At 62.2% G+C, this 15,947-nt stretch carries 17 protein-coding genes and 1 tRNA gene; 12 read left to right on the plus strand and 6 right to left on the minus strand.

All coding sequences use genetic code 11. From position 1 onward, the window contains the following. A complete protein-coding gene (locus ACYG9Y_RS14050; RefSeq protein WP_023739328.1) occupies positions 1-747 on the plus strand; it encodes an aspartate/glutamate racemase family protein in 747 nt (248 codons plus the stop codon). A 5-nt stretch (positions 748-752) separates the two neighbouring features. Further along, the gene (locus ACYG9Y_RS14055; RefSeq protein WP_023705048.1) at positions 753-1,589 is read left to right on the plus strand and encodes a GNAT family N-acetyltransferase; all 837 of its coding nucleotides are present in this window, start codon (positions 753-755) and stop codon (positions 1,587-1,589) included. A gap of 98 nt (positions 1,590-1,687) precedes the next feature. Here the strand turns inward: ACYG9Y_RS14055 and ACYG9Y_RS14060 are convergent, their stop codons facing one another. Then, a complete protein-coding gene (locus tag ACYG9Y_RS14060; RefSeq protein WP_023739327.1) occupies positions 1,688-3,913 on the minus strand; it encodes a GumC family protein in 2,226 nt (741 codons plus the stop codon). Positions 3,914-4,177: 264 nt separating this feature from the next. Between ACYG9Y_RS14060 and ACYG9Y_RS14065 the strand changes: the two genes are divergently transcribed. The 5 genes from ACYG9Y_RS14065 (at position 4,178) to ACYG9Y_RS14085 (ending at position 9,649) form a co-directional block, all read left to right on the plus strand. Then, entirely contained in the window at positions 4,178-4,741 is a 564-nt protein-coding gene (locus tag ACYG9Y_RS14065) for a polysaccharide biosynthesis/export family protein (RefSeq protein ID WP_023669390.1), read from the plus strand. A 7-nt stretch (positions 4,742-4,748) separates the two neighbouring features. Further along, a complete protein-coding gene (locus tag ACYG9Y_RS14070; protein ID WP_023715409.1) occupies positions 4,749-5,879 on the plus strand; it encodes a glycosyltransferase in 1,131 nt (376 codons plus the stop codon). Positions 5,880-5,964: 85 nt separating this feature from the next. Further along, positions 5,965-7,500, plus strand: a complete 1,536-nt coding sequence (locus tag ACYG9Y_RS14075) for an undecaprenyl-phosphate glucose phosphotransferase (RefSeq protein ID WP_023739326.1) — start codon at positions 5,965-5,967, stop codon at positions 7,498-7,500. After that, complete coding sequence (locus ACYG9Y_RS14080) at positions 7,497-8,741, plus strand: O-antigen ligase family protein (protein WP_023739325.1); 1,245 nt, start codon at positions 7,497-7,499, stop codon at positions 8,739-8,741. The genes ACYG9Y_RS14075 and ACYG9Y_RS14080 overlap by 4 nt, the downstream gene beginning before the upstream one ends. Positions 8,742-8,959: 218 nt before the next feature. After that, a complete protein-coding gene (locus ACYG9Y_RS14085; protein ID WP_245260452.1) occupies positions 8,960-9,649 on the plus strand; it encodes an FkbM family methyltransferase in 690 nt (229 codons plus the stop codon). Between the two features lie 108 nt (positions 9,650-9,757). Here the strand turns inward: ACYG9Y_RS14085 and ACYG9Y_RS14090 are convergent, their stop codons facing one another. Both ACYG9Y_RS14090 and ACYG9Y_RS14095 read right to left on the minus strand, forming a co-directional pair. After that, the gene (locus ACYG9Y_RS14090) at positions 9,758-10,765 is read right to left on the minus strand and encodes a glycosyltransferase family 8 protein (RefSeq protein WP_084014343.1); all 1,008 of its coding nucleotides are present in this window, start codon (positions 10,763-10,765) and stop codon (positions 9,758-9,760) included. A gap of 23 nt (positions 10,766-10,788) precedes the next feature. Next, positions 10,789-11,757, minus strand: coding sequence for a glycosyltransferase family 8 protein (locus ACYG9Y_RS14095; protein WP_023734138.1), 969 nt, complete (start codon positions 11,755-11,757; stop codon positions 10,789-10,791). A gap of 143 nt (positions 11,758-11,900) precedes the next feature. On the opposite strand from ACYG9Y_RS14095, the gene ACYG9Y_RS14100 reads away from it, so the two are divergent. Next, positions 11,901-11,977, plus strand: a tRNA-Pro gene (locus ACYG9Y_RS14100). Positions 11,978-12,028: 51 nt separating this feature from the next. Here the strand turns inward: ACYG9Y_RS14100 and ACYG9Y_RS14105 are convergent. Further along, on the minus strand, positions 12,029-12,490 hold the full coding sequence (locus ACYG9Y_RS14105) for a YbaK/EbsC family protein (protein ID WP_023739322.1): 462 nt from the start codon (positions 12,488-12,490) through the stop codon (positions 12,029-12,031). 244 nt (positions 12,491-12,734) lie between these two features. On the opposite strand from ACYG9Y_RS14105, the gene ACYG9Y_RS14110 reads away from it, so the two are divergent. Beyond that, on the plus strand, positions 12,735-13,187 hold the full coding sequence (locus tag ACYG9Y_RS14110; RefSeq protein WP_023739321.1) for a cupin domain-containing protein: 453 nt from the start codon (positions 12,735-12,737) through the stop codon (positions 13,185-13,187). A gap of 77 nt (positions 13,188-13,264) precedes the next feature. On the opposite strand, the gene ACYG9Y_RS14115 is transcribed toward ACYG9Y_RS14110, so the two are convergent. Further along, complete coding sequence (locus tag ACYG9Y_RS14115; protein WP_023682373.1) at positions 13,265-13,558, minus strand: helix-turn-helix domain-containing protein; 294 nt, start codon at positions 13,556-13,558, stop codon at positions 13,265-13,267. Positions 13,559-13,854: 296 nt separating this feature from the next. Here ACYG9Y_RS14115 and ACYG9Y_RS14120 point away from each other — a divergent pair, with 296 nt between their 5' ends. Then, the gene (locus ACYG9Y_RS14120) at positions 13,855-14,469 is read left to right on the plus strand and encodes a hypothetical protein (RefSeq protein ID WP_023739320.1); all 615 of its coding nucleotides are present in this window, start codon (positions 13,855-13,857) and stop codon (positions 14,467-14,469) included. A 161-nt stretch (positions 14,470-14,630) separates the two neighbouring features. Further along, entirely contained in the window at positions 14,631-14,825 is a 195-nt protein-coding gene (locus tag ACYG9Y_RS14125) for a hypothetical protein (RefSeq protein WP_023739319.1), read from the plus strand. Between the two features lie 227 nt (positions 14,826-15,052). Here the strand turns inward: ACYG9Y_RS14125 and ACYG9Y_RS14130 are convergent, their stop codons facing one another. Then, positions 15,053-15,256, minus strand: a complete 204-nt coding sequence (locus ACYG9Y_RS14130) for a hypothetical protein (protein WP_023739318.1) — start codon at positions 15,254-15,256, stop codon at positions 15,053-15,055. A gap of 416 nt (positions 15,257-15,672) precedes the next feature. Between ACYG9Y_RS14130 and ACYG9Y_RS14135 the strand changes: the two genes are divergently transcribed. Further along, positions 15,673-15,942, plus strand: coding sequence for a hypothetical protein (locus ACYG9Y_RS14135; RefSeq protein WP_023669376.1), 270 nt, complete (start codon positions 15,673-15,675; stop codon positions 15,940-15,942). Positions 15,943-15,947: the final 5 nt, after the last annotated feature.

A 15,947-nucleotide genomic window follows, 5' to 3' on the forward strand; every position in this document is an offset into this window, starting at 1 on the left:
GTGCAGATACTGGTGGTGAACCCCAACACGACGGCGAGCATGACCGAGACGATCGCGGCGGCGGCGCGCGCCGTTGCCGGCGCCGGGACCGAGGTGATCGCGGTCACCTCCTCGATGGGTCCTGCCTCGATCGAGGGCTATTATGACGAGGCATTGGCCGTGCCCGGCCTTTTGATGGAGATCGCCGCCGGCGAACGTGCCGGGGCTCAGGCCGCCATCATCGCCTGCTTCGACGATACCGGCCTGGATGCGGCACGCGCCATGGCCTCCATTCCGGTCATCGGCATCTGCGAGGCCGCACTCAGTGTCGCCTCCTACATTGCCCAGCGCTTCACAGTGGTGACGACCACCGAACGCTCGCGTGTCCCTGTCGAGGGGCTGGTGCACCGCTACGGCATGGCCGGGCGTGGCCGCGTGCGCGCCGCCGACATTCCCGTACTCTCGCTTGAAGACGCTGCTTCCGGCGCTGTCGAGAAACTGCGCGCCGAGATCGCCCGCGCCATAGCGGAAGACCGCGCCGAGGCCATCGTGCTCGGCTGCGCCGGCATGGCCGACCTGGCACACCGGTTGCAGCAAGAGTTCGACCTGCCCGTCATCGACGGCGTCGGCGCCGCCCTCAAACAGGCCGAGGCGCTGATCGCACTGGGCCTGTCGACCTCGAAGCGCGGCTCCTATGCCAGTCCGCTGGCCAAGCCCTATCGCGGCGTGCTGAAATCCTTCTCGCCGGGGGTGGTCGCCGCGGAGTGAACGCTATGAAGCCTACCGTCCGCGCATTGTCTCCGCCGGAACTGACCGTTCTCATCGACTGGGCGGCGGCTGAAGGCTGGAACCCTGGCCTTGACGATGCCGCCGCGTTCCGGCCAACCGATCCTGAAGGGTTCATCGGCGCTTTTGTCGACAACGAGATGACCGCCGCCATCTCGGCTGTCGCCTATGGCGGCAACTTCGGTTTCATCGGTCTCTACATCTGCCGACCAGACATGCGCGGCAAAGGCCATGGCAAAGCAGTCTGGAATGCGGGCATGGCCAGGCTGGCCGGCCGAACGGTCGGCCTCGACGGGGTCGCCGCGCAGCTGGCGAATTATCGCCGCACGGGATTCAGCTCGGCGTACGAAACCATCCGCTTCAGCGGCCGTATCGCGACCCCGCCCGTCCGAAGCGAAGGGGTGCGCATGATAACCACGCAACTCGTGCCCGACATCATCGTCTATGACGCCCGCTGTTTCCCCGCGCCTCGACGAGCCTTCCTGCACCGCTGGGCGCAGCCGCCGCATTGCGGGTTCGCCGCGATCAGTTCACTCGGCACCATAGGCTACGCCGTGGCTCGTCCCTGCCGTTCGGGTTACAAGATCGGCCCGCTGTTTGCCGACGACACCGAGACGGCGATGCAGCTCATGGGCAGTCTGGCTGCCGCATGCGAAGGTGGCGACCTGCATATCGACGTTCCTGCCGAAAATTTCGATTTCACCAAGGCGCTTGCAGCGATTGGTTTCAGGCCGACCTTCACCACCACGCGCATGTACAAGGGCCCGCCTCCGAAGGTCGACTCGCGCCGAATATTTGGCGTGACGACCCTGGAGTTGGGGTAGATCCCGGCGCCGGCTGACAGGCTTGGTTTTTCGGGAGCCGGCGGGCGATGGACGAGCCGATCCGTAGTAGCGCCGCCTAAGTCGAATTGTCTGATGTCTCAGGCGGCGCTACGTCGTCCCGGCACGGGGTTACCCGGCGTCTCGTGGCCGATCGGCGTCACCAGAGTGAGGTCGGGATAGCCGCTTTCGATCAGCTCGACGGCGGCCTGCGCCACCTCATCGTCCGCCCGCAGCATGGACATGAAGACCTCGGTGCTGTCGCCGACCAGTCGGCTGATGCCTTGCGCATCGGCCGGTCCGCATTCGACGATGACCAGATCATAGGCGGTGGTCAGCGACTGCATGATGATCGGCAGCCGGTCGGCGGCGCGCATGGCGCGAACCGGATCGGCGGTGCCGACGGGAACGACATGGCAGTCGGAATAGAGGTCAGCGTGAATGACGTCGCTGAACTGCGCTTCCGAAGCCAGCAGATTGGTGATGCCGGGGAAAAGTCCGCTGTCCAGCATCGGCCGCGAGGCGGCACCTGACGCCGTGAGATCGAGCAGCAGCACGCGCAGGCCAGCGTCGGAGACTTCGCGCGCTACCAGCACTGCCGAGGCCGCGGCCTCATCGCCTTCGGGCGAGACGAAGATGGCGCGCGCAGCACCGCTGGCGATCAGCTTTTCCGCCGCCTTCTCGACATCGATCTCGCCAAGGCTGGAGCGTACCCGCTCGGGTTCGGATTGCGGTTCTGGATCGGCAGCCGCTGCTCCTTCCAGCACTGAAGGAGCCGGCTCCTGCTCCGGCTCGGGCGCCAGTTCAGACTCCATGGCCGTCCGCTGATCGACCACCTCCTCGGCCACGACTGCGGCCGGTTCCGGGTCAACGACCGGCGCCGACATTGCCGGCATCGCGACCTGTTCGATGCGGTCCAAGCGGACGCCTGGGGCCGGGCGCATGGCGCGGCCCGAGAACAGCTCCTGCAGAAGCGTGATGACCGACATCAGCAGCAGCGAGCCGACGAAAGCAGCGCCGACGATCGGGACGAGTTTGGGGAAATAGGGTTCCGACGGCACGCGCGCCTCGGAAAACACGCTGGCATCGACCGGCAGGTAATTCTTGCGCGAGGACACTTCGCGGAAGCTCGCCATATAGGATTCAAGCTGCTGGCGCCGGACGTTCGCCTCACGCTGCAGCGCATCCAGCTGGACCTGCTCCTCGCCGGCGCGCGACGACGCCGCTTTCAGCTTGTTGACGTCCGATATCAGCTGGTTTTCGCGCGCCTGGGCGGTCTGCGCCTGCGTCAGCAACCCGCGCATGATTTTTTGCGCTTCGTTGCGGATCTGGCCGTCGAGATCGGCAAGCTGCGACCTCATCGCCCGCAGGCGGGGATGGTTGTCGAGCAAGGTGGTGGAAAGATCGGCGATGTTGGTTCTGAGCTCGATCTGACGCTCACGCAGCCGCTGGATCAGATCGGAAGACAGCACTTCGGGTACAGCGTCCAGCGAACCGCCATTCTGCAAAGCCTGGCGCACCCTTTCGGCCGTTGCCTCGGCCGAAGCGCGGCTGGCGCGCACACGCGACAGTTCGGTCGATAGCTCGGACAATTGCTGCGTCGCCAGCACCGAATTGTTGCCAGCCATCAACAGGTCCGACTGGGCGGAGCGGAAGGCCGCGACCTTGGCCTCTGCATCCCTGACCTGCTTCTGCAGATCGTCGATTTCCGGCCCGAGGAAGGCGGTCGCGGCGGCGTTCGACTTGGTCTTGGCGTCCGCCTGGTAGGCCAGGTAGGCCTTGGCGATGGCGTTCGGAATGTCAGCGGCAAGCTGGGGATCTTCAGAGGAAAATTCGACGGCGATGACGCGGGTCTTTTCCACGCCATAAACATTGAGCTTGTCGCGCATCTTCGTCAGCACGCGCTCTTCGAGCGGAATTTCTTCCGGATCGCTCTTCAGCCCGGCAATGACCAGGAGCCGGGTGACCGGCGACATGCCGAGCGCATAGTTGAACTCGGACTTGTCGCCCAGCTTAAGGTCGGCAGCCACCTGCTTGAGAATGTCGGACGAGGAAATGACCTGAACCTCGGTTGCTACACCTTCCGCATCGAGCACAGGTTTGTCGTCTTCATTGGTGCCGGCAGGCCGCGTATAGGCCGATTCGCTCAACTGGATTTTCAGCTGCGTCGTAGCCTTATAATGCGGCGTGGCAAGCCACGCGAACGCGAAGGCGAGACCAGTGACGAGAAGCGTGATCACAAGAATGCGCAGCCAGTTCCGCGCCAGGCTGGCGAAGAGCTGTCTCAGGTCGACATCGACATCTGCGGCCGCGGACTGGTCGGACATGCATTCCTGCTCCGGACATGAGGCTAGATGGTAGCGTAAACAACTATGGTAACTCAGCCGTTAAGATCGCGGCAAGCAGCTGTTAGGGTTTGCTGACATCCGGTAAACAAAGCCAGCAAAACTATACGGCTTTTTGTCGATTGCCGCCAAATCGGCCGCGTCCCTTTACCGGCCATTAACCCTAACAGGATGATAACGAACCCAGATCCTTAAGGTTTGCCGCCGTGTCCTGGCGGCCATAGCGACGAAGGTGTGTGTCCGATCATGAAAAGCGCTGCTGGTCTGTTTCGCGCTCTGCTGGCCGTGTCGATGCTCGCCGGCTGCTCCAGCTACCGGCCGACGCCGGCGGCCTTCCACGAGGTACTCGACCAGCCCTATCGGCTCGGCGCCGGCGACCGTGTCCGCGTCACCGTGTTCGAACAGGACGGTCTGACCAACACCTACAGTGTCGATCAGTCCGGCTACATGTCCTTCCCGCTGGTCGGCGCGGTGCCGGCGCGTGGCCACACGGCCCAGCAGCTGGAAAAAGCGCTCGCCGACAAACTGCGCCAAGGCTATCTGCGCGACCCCGACGTGTCGGTCGAGATCGATCGCTACCGGCCGATCTTCGTCATGGGCGAAGTGGGTGCCGCCGGCCAGTATTCCTACGTGCCGGGCCTCACCGTGCAGAAGGCCATCGCGATTGCCGGCGGTTTCTCGCCGCGCGCCAACCAGGAAAGCGTCGACATCACCCGCGACATCAACGGCAAGGTGATGACAGGCCGGGTGGTTACCTCCGATCCGCTGCTGCCGGGCGACACGGTCTACGTTCGCGAACGCCTGTTCTGACATCAACGTGGCGGACCAGCTCAGGATCGTCCACTGCTTTCGCTCACCCGTCGGCGGGATCTTCCGGCATGTGCGCGACCTGACGGAGGCCCAGCTCGCCGCCGGACATGTTGTCGGCATCGTCTGCGATTCGACCACCGGCGGCGAATACGAGGAACGCCTGTTCGACCAGATGAAGGACAGCCTGGCGCTCGGCATCCATCGCACGCCGATGCAGCGCCATGTCGGGCCGGGCGACTTCGCCTCGGCCTGGCGCACTTACAGGATCATCAAGGAATTGCAGCCGGACGTGTTGCACGGACATGGCGCCAAAGGTGGCGCCTATGCCCGTCTGTTCGGCTCATTGTTGCGGGTATCTAGGTCTCGCGTAGCCCGCCTCTATTCGCCGCATGGCGGCTCCCTCCACTATGATGAAACGACGACGACCGGGAAGCTGTTCTTCGCGCTCGAGCGCTTCATGGCGCGCTTCACCGACTGCCTGCTGTTCGTCTCCGACTATGAGCGGCGCACCTATCGCAGGAAGGTCGGCGAACCGCCTATCCCGAACACGCTGGTCTATAACGGCCTGCGCGCCGCCGAGTTCGAACCGGTGGTCGCACAGCCCGACGCGGCCGACCTGCTCTACATCGGCATGATGCGCGACCTCAAAGGGCCTGACATTTTCATCGACGCGCTGGTGCTGGCCGGGTCCCAGCTTGAGCGCCGCTTGACCGCGGTCATGGTCGGCGATGGCGACGACCTGCCGCGCTACCATGCGCAGGTGAAACGGCTGGGCCTCGGAAAACAGGTCCGCTTCTTGCCGCCGATGCCGGCCAGGGAGGCATTTTCGCTGGCCGATCTGGTCGTCGTCCCCTCCCGCGCGGAAGCCATGCCCTATATCGTGCTGGAGACGCTGGCGGCCGGCAGGCCGATGATCGCCACGGCCGTCGGCGGCATTCCCGAAATCTTCGGGGAGGGATCCCCTGCCCTGATCCGTCCCGATCCGCGCCAACTCGGCGACAAGATGGGTGAGGCGCTGCGCGATCTCGACGCCTACCGGCGCGCCATGCCCGATACGGCCAGCCTCAGGGCGCGATTCGGCGCCGATGTGATGGCCGCCGAAATCGAAAAGGCCTATTTCGCCGCGCTCAACAGATAGACGACCCTCCAAAACCACAAGTTGTCTCAAGGTTTTTTTAGCTCTCTTTCTGCTATCGTCACCGCGGAAGCTTGTGGGAAACCCGATGAACGAGACCGACCCCACGCGCCGCTTTTCGGCCGATGCGGTGCGCAAATTCGACAGTCCTGCCGAGAGCCCCACGCCCGGCGGCATGAACAGTGTTGCCCGCCAGGTCGCCTCGCAATACCGGCGCGATACGATGTCGCCGGTCATGGTCAGCGGCGTATTGCGCCTCGTCGAATTCGGCTTGCTGTTCCTGTCGGGGCTCGCGCTCTACTTCCACTTTGTCGGCTTCTTCAACTATCTCGCCTGGCAATATCCGCTGACCATTGCCGCGGCGTCATTCGTGGCCGTGGTGCTGCTCGACGTCAGCGATTGCTACCAGATCTCCGCCTTGATGCGACCGATCTCCAATCTCGGCCGCGTGCTGATGGTCTGGGCCGGCACCTTCGCGCTGATGGCGCTGACGGCCTTCATCATGAAAATGTCGGAGGATTATTCGCGTCTGCTGTTCGGCACCTGGTTTGTCGTCGGCCTGCTTCTGCTGTTCGGCCTCAGGCTGGTGATGTCGAAGCTGATCCGGCGCTGGGCGCGCAACGGCCGCATGGAACGCCGCGCCGTCATCGTCGGCGGCGGCAAGGCGGCCGAGATGCTGATCCGCTCGGTCGAGAAGCAGCCAGACAACGACATCCGCATCTGCGGCATCTTCGATGACCGCGGCGACAAGCGCTCGCCGCCGATCGTGGCCGGCTATCCCAAGCTCGGCACCATTTCGGAGCTGATGGAATTCGCTCGCATCGCGCGCATCGACATGCTGATCGTGTCGCTGCCGCTGACTGCCGAAACGCGCGTGCTGCAGCTGCTGAAGAAGCTGTGGGTGCTGCCGGTCGACATCCGGCTCTCGGCGCATTCCAACGCGCTGCAGTTTCGCCCGCGCGCGTATTCCTACATCGGCTCGGTGCCGATGCTCGACATCTTCGACAGGCCGATCAACGACTGGGATTCGGTCGCCAAGCGCGCCTTCGACATCGTCTTCTCGCTGATCGGCATCATCCTGTTTTCACCGGTGATGCTGGCGACTGCCATCGCCATCAAGCTCGACAGCAAGGGTCCGGTGCTGTTCAAGCAGAAGCGGCACGGCTTCAACAACGAGATCGTCGAAGTCTACAAATTCCGCTCCATGTATACCGACCGCTCCGACCCGACCGCCAAGCAGACGGTGACCAAGAACGATCCGCGCGTCACCCGCGTCGGCCGCTTCATCCGCAAGAGCTCGATCGACGAGCTGCCGCAGTTCTTCAACTCGCTGTTCGGCACGCTGTCACTGGTCGGTCCGCGCCCGCATGCGATTGCCGCGCAGTCGCACAACCTTCTCTACAACGAGGTGGTCGACGGCTATTTCGCCCGCCACAAGGTCAAGCCCGGCGTCACCGGCTGGGCGCAGATCAATGGCTGGCGCGGCGAGATGGACACCAATGAGAAGATCCGCATGCGCACGGAATACGACCTCTATTACATCGAGAACTGGTCGATGCTGTTCGATCTGCGCATCCTGCTCATGACGCCGCTGCGGCTGCTCAACACGGAAAACGCCTATTGAGCGCGATTTCCCATGATGTGCCGAAGGCTGCGGTCAATGCCAAGCTGATCGCGCTGATATCCTCGGGCGCGGTGTTTTTCGGCGTCTTCCTGTCAGGCTTCGTCATCGACGAACCGGCGCCCTACGATCTTTTCATGCTCGGGCTGATCGGGGTGTGGGTGCTGTTTGGCCTGCGCATATCGCGCGCCGCCGTGCCGCTGCTCGTGCTGCTGATCACGATGAACATCGGCGGCATGATTGCCATGACGCAGATGGCCGATCTCGCCAACACACCGCTCTATCTCGCCGTCTCGCTGTTTCTCGCGTTCACCGCGGTGTTCTTCTCGTCGGTGACGGCGGTGCAGCCCGGCCTCTACCGGCTGATCTTCATCGCCTATGTCGTCTCCGCGGTGGTGACCTCGCTGCTCGGCATTGCCGGCTATTTCCACGCTTTCCTGGGCGCTGAAATCTTCACCAGATACGACCGCGCCCAGGGCGCCTTCCAGGATCCGAACGTGTTCGGACCATTCCTGGTGCTGCCCGGCATCTATCTGCTCTATCTCCTGTTGACCGGCTCGATCGCGCGCATGCCGCTTCTGGCGGTGCCGCTGCTGATCATCACCGCTGGCATTTTCTTCTCCTTCTCGCGCGGCGCCTGGGGCATGTTCGCCGTCTCGGCCATCCTGCTCACCGGCGCCCTGTTCCTGCAAAGCAACAGCGGCAAGTTCCGGCTGCGCGTCATCATCATGAGCATTGCCGCCGTCACCCTGCTGGTGGTCGCCATGATCGTCATCCTGCAGCTGCCCGGCGTCGGCGAGATGTTTTCCAGCCGCGCCCAGCTCGAACAGAGCTACGACACGGCGCGCCTTGGCCGCTTTGCCCGCTACACGATCGGCTTCGAGATGGCGCTCGAACATCCGCTCGGCATCGGCCCGCTGGTGTTCGGCACCATTTTCGGCGAAGACACGCACGACATCTGGCTGAAGACGCTGATGGATTATGGCTGGCTCGGCTTCGTCTCGTTCCTGTCGCTGACGCTGTGGACGATCGCGGCCGGCTTCCGCATCCTTTTGCGCGACCGGCCGTGGCAGCCCTATCTGCTCTGCGCCTACGTCGCTTTCATCGGCAATATCGGGCTCGGCACCTTCATCGACATCGACCACTGGCGCCATGTCTACCTGCTGCTCGGCCTGATCTGGGGCGCGATCGCGCTGGAATACAGGCATCAGCGCGGGTTGCGGGCGGTGGCGCAACCGAGGTAGCCGAGTAATCCTGAAGGACAGGAACAGCCGCGCACGCCAATACCGGGGTTGTGCAGGCCCTCGCAGGCTTTGATCTGCTTGCTCCAACCCCTGGTCGAATTGAGCACGGTTGCCGGCGGCGCATTTATGTTGTGATGGTGGGAAAACGTCGCTAAACGCGACTGACAAAATTCCAATTGAGTTGGCGTGCTTGCCGGGCTGGATAATATTCCGGGTTGGTGGGCGCCACTAATCTGACGGGCGTGGTTATGCTGAGGGAAAGCTATTTCGAATTCATGCTGCGCTGGTACGCGTATCGCCGGTGGCACAGGCCCCCGCGGCGCGTGCGGCAGGCCGAATACGACTTCCATCAGCTTATGAAAAAGCTTCCCGCCGATAGTCTGTTCATCGATCTCGGCGCCAATATTGGCGACGTCACGGGACATGTACTAGCCTATGGGATGCGGGTGATTGCTTTCGAGCCTGACCCTGTTGCTCGCCAGATTTTGACGACAAGGTTTGGCAACAACGACCGGGTGACGATCATTCCGAAGGCTGTTGGTGGATCAGCGCGAACGGCCACATTCCATCAGAGGCCGGACGTCAGTGATCTCCGCAGGACCGAATCGTCGTCCCTGATCCAGACACACGAACATACGAACGGGAAAAGCTTTGAAGTTGAGGTGGTTGACCTGGTGCAGTTCCTGCAAGGTCTCCATGAGCCGATCGTCATCATCAAGATGGACATAGAAGGGGCCGAAGCGGAATGCATCGAAGCCATCCTGGATGCCGGCATTCACCGTTCGATTGGACAAATCCTGGTCGAGACACATGAACGGTTCTCGCCAGACCTGGCCGACCGGATCGGCAAGCTGCGGGGCCGGATCGCACAGGAAGGCATCCGCAACATCAATCTGGATTGGAGCTAAGTATCGGCTCGGCCTTGAGCGTGCTAGCCGGAGGGCATCAACCAGCGAGGCAATAGACTTATCGAGGAAGATTGGCGGGAGGAACCGCGTCCGGCGGAGCGTCAAGTTCTATCTGGCTATGCCAGCGACCCGTTCGGGGTATTGCACGGCCAACATCGAATTGTCCGCATGGCTGGCAAAGATGGCGCTGACCTTTTCGGCGTCGAACCGCGCCCGTCGCTTGCGCTTCTCGTCGTTCAGCAAAATCCCGCTGATGGCGTCGAACTTGCGGCCGAGGTTTTTCAATATGCCTCTCTTGATCGGCCAGCTGCTGCTGAAACGGCCGGCCCAGGGCGTGCCTTTCGCCAGATCACGATAGATCGCCATGGCGCCGACCTCGACACCGATCGGCGGACGGTCCCAGGGCTTGCCCCAGGCGAAGTGGCGGGCGTAGCAGCGGCTGAAAGAAATCTGGCTGGTGTAGTTGGTCATCACGTTCCAGAACGGGTGCATCGTCTGCCACCTGCCCTCGAAAGCCACGTTCAATGCACCTTGATCCATCCCGTAAACCTGCTCGGAGGCCAACTGCCGGGTACGCTCCAGAAGCCCCTCCTGCCTGACCAGTGGCATGTTGAACACCAGCACGCCGGCATTGAACTTCGGCGCGCCTGGCTGCATCGGCAAATGCTGTCGATACTTTACGTCGAAATAGGTCTGCTCATCGTGTGCGGCCAGCAGCGGAGCGTTGAGCGGGACGTTGCAGAGGTCTTCTATCGATCTGTTGAAAAGCACATCGGCGTCGGAATAGGCGATGCGGTCATATGGTTCGAACTCCGGCAATTGATCGGCAAACAGCCTGATGTAGGTCGCAAGGGTTGGGTGCGTTCCGCGGTTGAAGTTTGTCGCTTCCATGAATTTCGTGACATCCAGGATGCGGATCTTCCCACCGAGCAGACGCTCTCCGATAGCTCGGTCTTCGTTGGAGATGACACCGGTGTGCAAAATAAAGCCGTCGAGGTGGTCCGACACATTCAGCACGCGGCGCGCCGCCAGGCTGGCATACGGGAAATACCTCTGGTCGGTGGCGAAAAAGAAACACGATTTTTGCGGCATGCTACAACCTGTTGCCTGACCCATTCGCGAGAGCTCCGTTGCGGGTCTCAGGCGAAACCACCGAGTACTTCCGGAAACTGCACAGCCATCGCCCCGGCGTCAGCATGCTCGGCATATATCTTATGCACCTTGCTGCCGTCGTACCGTGCGCGCCGCCGATACCGGTCCTTGTTCGGCAACATCCCCATGATACCGTCGAACCTTCGGGCGAACCGCCTCATGACGCCCCGCTCGAAGGGAATACGCTGCCGGAAGGGCTCAAGCCATGGCGTATCCCTTGCCAGATCGCGCCAGACGGCAAGCGCCTCGGGCTCCACGTCGACCTGGCTTCCCCAGGGCTTGCCGCCGGCGAAATGCCGCGCATAGGCTTGGGCGAACCGAAACTCCTTCGTATCGTTGGACATCAAATTCCAGTTCGGGTGCATCGTCTGCCACTTGCCCTCGAAGACGATGTTCAGCGCGTTCTGATCGTTCATCTGCCCGGCAACGGCAACATCCCTGGCGCGGTGCAAAAGTCCCTGTTGACGCACCGGCGGCATGTTGAAGACGATGATGCCGGCGTTGAAATAAGGCGCCCCCGGCTGCATCGACAGTTTGTTCCGATAGCCCGGGCGGAAATACATGTAATCGTCGTGAGCGGCCAACAACGGAGCATGAAGTGTCTGGCCCACCAGGTCGGCGATATCTCGATTGAACAGAACATCACAATCGACATGGGCGATGCGGTCATAGTCCGCGAACTGAGGCAGCTGGTCGGCGAAAAGCCGAACAAAAGTGCCGACATTGCTTGGCCGGAAAGTATGGCCAGCCTCCGCAAACAGCCCCGAAACGTCCACTATGCGAAGACGGTTCGTCAGCAGGCGTTCAGCAACACGCATATCGGCATCGCGTGCGCCGACATGCAGGATGAATCCCGGTGTTGCCTCTCCCGAAACATCCAGAATTCTGCGCGCCGCCAAGCATGCATACGGAAAATAATTGGCGTCGGCCGCCAGAAAAAAACAGGAATTTGCCACGCGCAATCCTTCGTATCGATACTGCGCGAGCCATATCGCCTTGGCATTGCGGCGACAAGGCCGCATGCTGGCGACTTTCAGGCCCGGCGCGCCGTTTTAGCGCTTGCACCATACCCCTTGAAAATATATGGCTTTGCGCGGTCCGGAGTGTAGCGCAGCCCGGTAGCGCACTTGACTGGGGGTCAAGGGGTCGTCGGTTCGAATCCGGCCACTCCGACCATTTTTAGACAGGACTTGCCCCCAAAGGTCCTGCTTCTCAAATCACCAACATTCATCCTTGGCAGACGTCGACCCATTCGGCGCCGACAATCTGTGCCATGCGCTCAGGGCTCAGCCGCACCGCGGCGTTGGTGGCGCCGGCCGCGGGCACGACTTCATCGAAGGCGCGCAGCGAGACGTCGCAATAGACCGGCAGCGGCGCCGGCAGGCCGAATGGGCAGACGCCGCCGACGGGATGGCTGGTAATCGCGACAACCTCATCGGCGTCAAGCATGCGCGGCTTGCCGCCGAAACGGTCCTTGAATTTGCGGTTGTCGAGCCTCGACATGCCGCCGGCCACGATCAGCATGGTCTCACCGCCGACGCGCAGGCAGATGGTCTTGGCGATCTGCGCCGGCTCCACGCCGTGCGCCTCAGCCGCCAGCGCCACCGTCGCGGAACTCGCTTCGGTGACGAGCACTTCGACATCGGGCGCATGGGCAGCCAGGAAGGCGCGCACGGATTCAAGGCTCATCTCGGCATTGTCCCATTCGAAAACGGTTAGCGTTCACACTGGATAGCTTCACGCTCGGTCGGCGGCAACCTCCCCGCCCCTCGACGGCTGCAGCGATACCAGGCCAGGCGGGTCGCGCCGCATGTCAGCAACGCAAGGCGCATCCCCCGTGCGGGAGATGTGTTCGGGCTGCTGCCTTGGTAGGTCGCAATGGATCAGGGCCGGCGCTGATGCTGTGCTCCCACGACCAACCGGAGAGATCATCATGCTCAAGCTCGCCTCGGCTCTGGCGCTGCTGCTTATCGGGACGGCGCCGCTGCTTGCCGACGACATGCCGATAAACGCGGACGCCATCAAATGGGGCCCTGCTCCTGCTGTCCTGCCCGCCGGCGCGGACATGGCTGTCATCGCCGGGGACCCCTCGAAGGATGGCATCTACGTGCTGCGGTTGAAGTTGCCGGCCGGCTACAAAATTGCCGCGCACAACCATCCCACCTCGGAGTATGTGACGGTGATTTCCGGCAATTTTCATATCGGCATGGGCGACAAGCTCGACGAGACCAAAGGCATCGAACTGACCGCCGGCGGCTTCGGCGTAGCCCCGCAGGGAATGAACCATTACGCCTGGACGACAAGCGCTACGATCGTCCAGGTTCATGGCGAGGGGCCGTTCGCGATCACCTACGTCAACCCGGCGGACGATCCGAGCAAGAAGTGACATTCGCCGTTGGGCGAATGCAACAAGCCCGCCAGGGCAAACCATGGCGGGCTTGTTGAACGACGCTTGGCCGTTGTTTATGAAACGGACCGGTTTTCCACAGGCGCCGTGGGCGCCGGGGCATCGATCAGGGCCGTTTCCGGCAATTGCAATGCTGCGGCGATCCGGCGAAGTTTCGTCGGATCGGTGTCCTTGCCGCTCTCTATGTCGGCAATCTCGCTGGTCGACAGACCGCAGGTCAGGGAAAGCTCTTCAATACTGTATCCCTTTGTCTCCCGGATGGCTTTGAGGCCGGGGTGCTCAAGCGCTACATCGGCCGCAACATCGGCCGCCAGCCTGGAGAAGGGTTCGTGTTTTGCAGTTTGGGGCATTGGCAACTCCATGGGGCTAAAGAGTTTTGGATCAAATGATAGGGTGTTGCCTGAGAGCCGGGACAATGCCCGCTTGACGGCGATTTGCCAAGGCCCAAACCGACCGTCACAGCATCGTGAACCGGCGTCAAAACCGCAGGCGCCAGGGCACATATAGGATCTCCGCCCCGATCTCCCAATCAAGTTCTTTTGAAGGGCCGCACGCCGAAGTGTTCAGCGGTTTTGCGCCGCTCGCGCGTTAGCCTGATGTTGCTGGCAGCCGCATCGGGCCAGCTTTTCCCAAGAGGATCAGATCCATGACATTCAAGACATCAGCCATCGTGCTCGCCACGATTTCAGGCCTCGCTGGCGCGAGCATGGTCGCGGCGCAAGCCGCCGAGGCCGTGCGCATTCGCGGCACGGTGACCGCCTTTGCCGGAGCGACGCTGACGGTGAAGACCCGCGAAGGCGCTACCGACGCCATCGCGCTGGCTGAAGGGTGGAAGATTTCCGGCGTCGCCAAGGCGGGTGCCGGGGATATCAAGCAAGGCGATTTCCTCGGCATTGCCTCTGTTTCGAAGGCCGATGGCGGCAGCGGCGCGCTTGAGGTGGTGATCTTCCCGGCCGCGCTGAAGGGCGCCGGCGAAGGCGACCGCCCGTGGGATCTCGAGCCCAACAGCCGGATGACCAACGGCACGGTCGCCGATGTCACCGAGATTGCAGGTCGCACGGTGACGCTGACCTACGACAATGGCCAGAAAAAGCAGATCGCGATCCCGCAGACGACGCCGGTGGTGACCTTCGCGCCGGCGACGCCCGCCGACCTCAAGCCTGGCGCTGTGGTGTTCGTCAACGCCGAGCGCGGCAGCGACGGCAAGCTGACCGCGGGCCGGGTCGTTGTCGGCACCAACGGCGTCATTCCGCCGATGTAAGTTGCCGACGAAGCCGCCAGACACAATCCAGAAACAAAATTCTACAGTCCGGAAAAACTGTCGAAAAGTTCGGAGGCGATAGTCATGACTGCGGGGTTCACCGGGACCGATCTTGCTCGGTGACGGTCAAATTCAGCCCGCGCAGAAAAGGAAACGAAGTCATGAAGAAGTCCCTCCTGTCGGCTCTCGGGCTGGCTTTTGCCCTGGCTGTCTCTCTGCCGCTCATCGGCGCCAGCAGCGCCGACGCAGCATCGCTGCACAAGAAGCATCACCACCATCATCATCACAACAAGCATCACCGCCGTCACCATCACCACCACCACCACCACCACAAGGTGGAGGCCAAGAAGGCCTGACACAGCCGACTTGCCCAACGGGAAGGCTGGCCCTGGAGTCCTCGCCAGGGCCGCCTTCCCGTTGGTTTTTGCCAGGCGACACGTGGAAAAGCTGAAGGCAGGATTCGATGGCGCCCATGCGTCAGAATGCGAGCAACCACAGCGCACCCAACGAACGTATCAGGCGCAACAACACAGCGGTAGCCAGCTGCAGGACACCCCGGGTCTCTCAATGCCGTCGGAACCCGCTAGGACGGCGCCGAGAACGCGAGCACTATTGCGATCAAAATCAAAAGCGGCCCCATCCATTTGAAATGCTTCGCGACCTGCAGCCACCATGGCTGCTGACCTTGCTGGGCCTGAATAGGACTTTGGAGCAGCCCAAAACCAACGCCTGTCATCCACAACCCAGCGCAGAACATGATGAACTCGTCGATGTAATTTGCGACCACGCCCGTCTCCTCCGCCGGTACCTTTGGACTGGCGTTATAGTCGCAGCCGGGAGTGGCAGAAAGCGCGGTGCCAAGTGGCGGCAATGACTGCTGCCGCCACCTGACAAGAGCCGGGGGCGGACTAGGTCTTGGCTGGCCATTTGGGCACGCCACCGTGCGACCTTCGCATGGGATGCCGCGCTACTACGTCAGCGTACTTCACGCGAAATGCATGATCGATGCCGGACGGCCCCGCCAGGCGCCGTCCGTTGGCGAAGGCTAAAAATCGACGTCGCGAAAAAACGCGAAGAAAATTCGAACCACGCATGAACCTTTGCTTTGGAGGCCGCACTAACCCGGCATGGACGCCGAGAAGGCGATCCCAACACAGAAGGACGCCATGGTGGCGATCCTCGACCAGAGAAGGAAATGCTCAAATGACCAACTTCAAGCGCATCACGCTCGCCGCGGCCCTCATCGTCTCGGCCTTCGGTTCGGCTTCCGTTCCGACCTCGGCCTTCGCCAACGGCACGCATCCCACGGGCGACGGCGGCGCGGTTTGCAAGGGCTCCGGGCATTGCCTGGTGCTCTCGATCGAGTGCAAAGGCACCTATACCGACGCCACGGACAAGAATGGCACTGTCTATGGCAAGTGCAGCCAGACCGCGCAGGTTTCGCCGCAGGCCAAGATCAAGCTCGCCAAGTAATCGGC

The organism is Mesorhizobium sp. W050 (genome assembly GCF_054719535.1).

Excerpts from the sequence above, each read along its gene's own strand:
- ACYG9Y_RS14055 (WP_023705048.1), top strand. The coding sequence starts at position 753 with ATGAAGCCTACCGTCCGCGCATTGTCTCCGCCGGAACTGACCGTTCTC.
- ACYG9Y_RS14060 (WP_023739327.1), bottom strand. The coding sequence starts at position 3,913 with ATGTCCGACCAGTCCGCGGCCGCAGATGTCGATGTCGACCTGAGACAG.
- ACYG9Y_RS14065 (WP_023669390.1), top strand. The coding sequence starts at position 4,178 with ATGAAAAGCGCTGCTGGTCTGTTTCGCGCTCTGCTGGCCGTGTCGATG.
- ACYG9Y_RS14075 (WP_023739326.1), top strand. The coding sequence starts at position 5,965 with ATGAACGAGACCGACCCCACGCGCCGCTTTTCGGCCGATGCGGTGCGC.
- ACYG9Y_RS14090 (WP_084014343.1), bottom strand. The coding sequence starts at position 10,765 with ATGGGTCAGGCAACAGGTTGTAGCATGCCGCAAAAATCGTGTTTCTTT.
- ACYG9Y_RS14105 (WP_023739322.1), bottom strand. The coding sequence starts at position 12,490 with ATGAGCCTTGAATCCGTGCGCGCCTTCCTGGCTGCCCATGCGCCCGAT.
- ACYG9Y_RS14110 (WP_023739321.1), top strand. The coding sequence starts at position 12,735 with ATGCTCAAGCTCGCCTCGGCTCTGGCGCTGCTGCTTATCGGGACGGCG.
- ACYG9Y_RS14115 (WP_023682373.1), bottom strand. The coding sequence starts at position 13,558 with ATGCCCCAAACTGCAAAACACGAACCCTTCTCCAGGCTGGCGGCCGAT.
- ACYG9Y_RS14120 (WP_023739320.1), top strand. The coding sequence starts at position 13,855 with ATGACATTCAAGACATCAGCCATCGTGCTCGCCACGATTTCAGGCCTC.
- ACYG9Y_RS14125 (WP_023739319.1), top strand. The coding sequence starts at position 14,631 with ATGAAGAAGTCCCTCCTGTCGGCTCTCGGGCTGGCTTTTGCCCTGGCT.
- ACYG9Y_RS14135 (WP_023669376.1), top strand. The coding sequence starts at position 15,673 with ATGACCAACTTCAAGCGCATCACGCTCGCCGCGGCCCTCATCGTCTCG.